General features: G+C 71.3%; 3 protein-coding genes. 2 read left to right on the top strand and 1 reads right to left on the bottom strand.

The genetic code is table 11. The annotated features are described in order from the left end of the window. Nucleotides 1–227 (bottom strand): hypothetical protein (locus tag EIO58_RS19175; RefSeq protein ID WP_205789324.1); only part of this gene is annotated, 227 nt, incomplete at its 3' end. A 2-nt stretch (nucleotides 228–229) separates the two neighbouring features. Between EIO58_RS19175 and hutU the strand changes: the two genes are divergently transcribed. After that, nucleotides 230–1,921: a urocanate hydratase gene (gene hutU / locus EIO58_RS15700; RefSeq protein ID WP_127820291.1), complete on the top strand. Its 1,692-nt coding sequence runs from the start codon at nucleotides 230–232 to the stop codon at nucleotides 1,919–1,921. Nucleotides 1,922–2,047: 126 nt separating this feature from the next. Continuing rightward, a partial coding sequence (locus EIO58_RS15695) for an amidohydrolase family protein (RefSeq protein WP_164861773.1) occupies nucleotides 2,048–2,717 on the top strand: 670 nt, incomplete at its 3' end.

The following is a 2,717-nucleotide window of genomic DNA, read 5'->3' as shown; positions in this document are numbered from 1 at the left end:
GCCGGGCTCGTCGCCTCCGGCGCCGTCGCGCGGGCCTCGTACGACAGCATCCCTTCCCCCGCGGCTTCGACAGAACAGGACATCTGACGGACGCAGGACGATAACCCGCGGAACATCCTGCCTTCGCCAGATGTCCTGATCTGAGCAATGAGCAATGAGCAATGAGCAATGAGCAATGGGCAGTGAACGACGGACGAACCGAAGACGACCGACTCGAAGGAGAGCATCCATGAGAACCGCATCAGAGACCCGAAGCGTCCGCGCGCCGCGCGGCGCGGAGCGCACGGCCAAGAGCTGGGGCGCCGAGGCCGCCAAGCGCATGCTGATGAACAACCTCGATCCCGAGGTCGCCGAGCACCCCGAGGACCTCGTCGTGTACGGCGGCACCGGCCGTGCCGCCCGCAGCTGGGAGGCGTTCGACGCGATCGTGCGCACGCTCGACGAGCTCGAGCCCGACGAGACGCTGCTCGTGCAGTCGGGCAAGCCGGTCGGCGTCTTCCGCACGCACGAGTGGGCGCCGCGCGTGCTCATCGCGAACTCGAACCTCGTGGGCGACTGGGCGACGTGGCCCGAATTCCGCCGTCTCGAGCAGCTCGGCCTCACGATGTACGGGCAGATGACCGCGGGATCGTGGATCTACATCGGCACCCAGGGCATCCTGCAGGGCACGTACGAGACCTTCGCCGCGGTCGCGCGGTCGCTCGGCCGCGTGGATTCGACGGGCTCAGCGGCCGGACTGGAGGGTACGCTCACCCTCACCGGCGGCGCGGGCGGCATGGGTGGCGCCCAGCCGCTCGCCGTGACCCTCAACGGGGGAGCCGTGCTGATCGTCGACGTCGACGAGTCGCGCCTCGCCCGCCGCGTCGACCACGGCTACCTCGACGAGTACACGACCGACCTCGATGCCGCCGTGGCCCGCGTCGCCGCCGCGAAGGCGGCGGGCGAGGCGCGGTCCGTCGGCGTGGTCGGCAACGCCGCCGAGGTGTTCCCCGAGCTGCTGCGACGTCACACCGCCGGAGAGCTCGCGGTCGACATCGTGACCGATCAGACGAGCGCCCACGATCCGCTTGCCTATCTTCCGCTGGGCGTCGCGTTCGAGGACTGGAAGGCCGAGGCATCCGCCGATCCCGAAGCGTTCACGCGCCGCGCCCGCGAGTCGATGGCAGCGCAGGTGGCCGCGATGGTCGGATTCCAGGATGCCGGCGCCGCGGTCTTCGACTACGGCAACTCGATCCGCGCCGAGGCGCAGCTGGGCGGCTTCGAGCGCGCGTTCGAGTTCCCCGGTTTCGTCCCGGCGTACATCCGGCCGCAGTTCGCCGAGGGTCGCGGGCCCTTCCGGTGGGTGGCGCTGTCGGGAGATCCCGACGACATCCGCAAGACCGACCGTGCCGTCATGGAGCTGTTCCCCGACGACGCCGGGCTGGTGCGGTGGCTCGAGAAGGCCGGCGACGCGGTGCACTTCGAAGGGCTTCCCGCGCGCATCTGCTGGCTCGGGTACCAGGAGCGGCACCTCGCAGGCCTGAAGTTCAACGAGATGGTCGCGTCGGGCGAGCTGTCGGGCCCGATCGTCATCGGCCGCGACCACCTCGACGCGGGCTCCGTCGCGTCGCCGTACCGCGAGACCGAGGCGATGGCCGACGGCTCCGACGCGATCGCGGACTGGCCGCTGCTGAACGCCCTGCTCAACACGGCCTCCGGCGCAGCCTGGGTGTCGATCCACCACGGCGGCGGTGTCGGCATCGGCCGCAGCATCCACGCCGGGCAGGTCACGGTCGCCGACGGCACCGCGCTCGCCGCAGAGAAGCTCGAGCGCGTGCTCACCAACGACCCGGGCACCGGCGTCATGCGCCACGTCGACGCGGGCTATGAGCGGGCGAAGGAGGTCGCGCGCGATCGGGGCCTGAAGGTTCCGATGCTGTGAGCGCTGCGATCCTCGTCCTCCGCGCCCCTCTCAGCCGGCATGTGCGCATTTCGTTCACGACGGCGCCGCTGGATGGCCGAGAGTGGGAGACGACCGCGAGAAGCCGGGACATGAAGGGGGGATGCCGTGACCGCGACGCTCATCACGAACATCGGCGAGCTGACCACCAACGTCGGCCGCGACGGCGACCCGTGCGGAACGCTGCGCGAAGCCGCCGTGCTGATCGAAGGCGACCGAATCGGGTGGGTGGGTGGCGCGGCGGATGCCCCGGCATCCGGCCTTGCGGACCTCGCCGTCGTCGACGCACGCGGCAGCGCCGTCGTCCCGGGCTTCGTCGACAGCCACACGCACCTCGTGTTCGGCGGAGACCGTGCCGACGAGTTCGAGGCGCGCATGGCCGGCACGCCGTATGCGGCGGGCGGCATACGGCGCACGGTCGCCGCGACGCGCGCCGCCTCCGACACGGAGCTGCGGGCGCGACTGCGCGGCTTCGTCGACGAACTGCACGCCCAGGGCACGACGACGTTCGAGATCAAGACCGGGTACGGGCTCACCGTCCGCGACGAGGAGCGGCTCGCGCGGCTCGCGGCCGAGGTGACGCCCGAGGTCACCTTCCTCGGCGCGCACGTCGTGCCGGCCGAGTACTCGGAGCGGCGCGACCAGTACGTCGAGCTCGTATGCGACGAGATGCTTCGCGCCGTCGCCCCCCACGCCCGGTGGGTCGACGTCTTCTGCGAACGGGGTGCGTTCACGCCCGACGAGGCGCGGCGGGTGCTCGCGGCGGGTGCCGCGCGCG

The organism is Microbacterium sp. CPCC 204701 (assembly GCF_004010105.1).
GTDB lineage: Bacteria > Actinomycetota > Actinomycetes > Actinomycetales > Microbacteriaceae > Microbacterium.
Note: the sequence above shows the minus strand (reverse complement) of the source record. Positions and strands in the feature narration are given on the sequence as shown.

Bases quoted from the DNA above. Each gene is read 5' to 3' on its own strand.
- hutU (WP_127820291.1), top strand. From the start codon at position 230: ATGAGAACCGCATCAGAGACCCGAAGCGTCCGCGCGCCGCGCGGCGCG.